The following is a 2,363-nucleotide window of genomic DNA, read 5'->3' as shown; positions in this document are numbered from 1 at the left end:
AGCACGCCGCCCTGTGGCGCCGGAAGCGGCGTGCCGGCCAGGGGAGGCTCGGGCAGCGGCGGCGCGGGGAGGGGCAGGGCGGCGGCCAGTTCCTCACGTCCCGGCGATGCGGGGGAGGGGGCGCCGGCCCGCGCCGCGGCGGCCGGCAGCGGGGCCGCGTCCGGCCCGGCTGCAAGGGAACCGGCCGCAGGGGAAACGGCCCTGGGGGAACCGGCCTCAGGGGAAGGGGCCGCAGGGGAAGAGGCCGCCCGCGCCGCCGGCGCGGCAGCGCGGGGCGCAGGCTGCGGCGAGGCGAGCCGGGCGGGCCCTTCCGGCGCGCCGAGCCAGTGGAGCACCCCCACCGTCCCGATGCCGCCGGCCAGGACCACGGCCCAGAACACCCCCAGCGCCCGCCAGGCGGCCCGAGCGTCCATGCCGCTCATCCCCCGCTCATCTTACCCCGCGGGCGCGCGGCGTTCAGCGCGCGGCGCGGCGCTGCGGCTCGGCCGCAGACCAGGCGCGCAGCAGCGACACGGCCTGCTGCAGCTGGAAGTCGGTCTCCGGCTTGGTCGGGTCGAAGGCCGGCGCGCCCTCGGGCGGCATGCGCTGCACCTTGTCCAGCACCCCGGCCGGCAGGTTCAGCGGCGGCAGCGGCGCGCTCTCGTGCGTGGCGTTGTCGTTGCGCAGCGCGCGGCGCAGATCGGCCTCGCGGTCGCGCAGCGGGGCGTTGCCTTCCTCGCGGGTCGCCAGCACCTCGACATCCGGGCTGATGCCCAGCGCCTGGATGGAGCGGCCGGAGGGGGTGTAGTAGCGCGCCGTGGTCAGGCGGATGGCGCCGTTGCCGGGGATCGGCATGACGGTTTGCACGCTGCCCTTGCCGAAGGACTTGGTGCCGAGCACCACGCCGCGGCGGTGGTCCTGCAGGGCGCCGGCGACGATCTCGCTGGCCGAGGCGGAGCCGCCATTGACCAGCACCACCACCCGCAGCCCCTCGGTGATGTCGCCGGGCTTGGCGTTCCAGCGCTGCGCGTCGTCCGGGCGGCGGGCGCGGGTGGAGACGATCTCGCCCTGCTCCAGGAAGTCGTCCGAGACCTGCACCGCCTGATCCAGCAGCCCGCCCGGGTTGTTGCGCAGGTCGAGGATCAGCCCCTTCAGGTTGCCGCCCGCCTGCGACCGCATGGTGGTGACGGCGCGGCGCAGGGCGCTCTCCGTCTGCTCGTTGAAGGAGGAGAGGCGGACATAGCCGATGTCGTTCCCCTCCAGCCGGAAGCGCGCCACCTGCGGGCGGATCACGTCGCGGGTCAGGGAAAGCTCGATCGGCGTCTCGGTGCCGGGGCGGCGGATGGTCAGCTTGATGCTGCTGCCGCGCTCGCCGCGCATCTTCTCGACCGATTCCTGCAGCGTCAGGCCCTGCACGGATTCGCCGTTGAGATGGGTGATGAGATCGCCCGGCTTGACGCCCGCCTTGGCCGCCGGCGTGTCGTCGATCGGGCTGATCACCTTCACATAACCGCCTTCCTGGCTGACCTCGATGCCGAGGCCGCCGAACTCGCCGCGGGTCTGCACCTGCATGTCACGGAAGGAGCGGGCGTTCATGTAGCTGCTGTGCGGGTCGAGCCCCTGCAGCATGCCGTTGATGGCCGCCTCGATGACCTCGCGGTCCTTCACCGGCTCGACATACTCGGCGCGGACACGCTCGAACACGTCGCCGAACAGGTTCAGCAGTCGATAGGTCTCGGCGCGGTTGCCGGCCTCCTGGGCGAAGGCGGACATCACGGGCGGCGCCACCACCGGCCCCAGCACGGCGCCGGCGGTGAACGCCGCCGCCACCACCCCGACCATGCGCATTCCAGGCTTCATGCGGCGACCCCTCATGCCGGTCAACGATCCTTTCGCCGTGGCGAGTTCCACGGCCCTGCGAGACACCCTAGAGCGAATTCCTGTGCAAGGGGCAAACTGAAACCTTTCTGGACAATTGACCCCTGGCGCCGGTTAGCCACGGCCACGGAACCACGCCTTCGGGTCCACCGGCTGGCTGTTGCGCCGCAGCTCGACATAGAGCGAGGCGCGGCCATTCTCCTCGCCGCCGCCGAGCTGGCCGACCGGCTCGCCGGCCAGGACGCGGGCGCCGATCTCGGCATCCAGCCGCTCCAGCCCCGCCAGCACGAAATGGTAGCCGCCCCCGCAATCGACAATCAACAACTGCCCATAGGAGCGGAAAGGCCCGGCGAAGGCGATGCTGCCGCTGCAGGGGCTGACCACCCGCGCGCCGGGTGGCGCGGCATAGGTCAGGCCGCGGGCCGGGCCGCCGGCGCCGCTGTCGCCGAAATCGCGCGCCAGGGTGCCGGCCACCGGCTGGGCGCGGCCGCCCTGCGCGCGCGGCG

General features: G+C 73.4%; 2 protein-coding genes. Both read right to left on the bottom strand.

Translation table 11 applies throughout. From position 1 onward, the window contains the following. Positions 1-456: 456 nt before the first annotated feature. Positions 457-1,839 (bottom strand): S41 family peptidase, encoded by a 1,383-nt coding sequence (locus ACFOY6_RS23900; RefSeq protein ID WP_379652433.1) that lies wholly within the window; start codon positions 1,837-1,839, stop codon positions 457-459. 132 nt (positions 1,840-1,971) lie between these two features. Next, positions 1,972-2,363, bottom strand: a 392-nt coding sequence (locus tag ACFOY6_RS23895; RefSeq protein ID WP_379652432.1) for a murein hydrolase activator EnvC family protein, incomplete at its 5' end; no start/stop codon positions are given.

It is taken from the genome of Teichococcus aestuarii, assembly GCF_042651065.1.
In the GTDB taxonomy this organism is placed as follows: Bacteria; Pseudomonadota; Alphaproteobacteria; order Acetobacterales; family Acetobacteraceae; genus Pseudoroseomonas; species Pseudoroseomonas aestuarii.
This window is presented reverse-complemented; position numbering and strand designations above follow the sequence as displayed.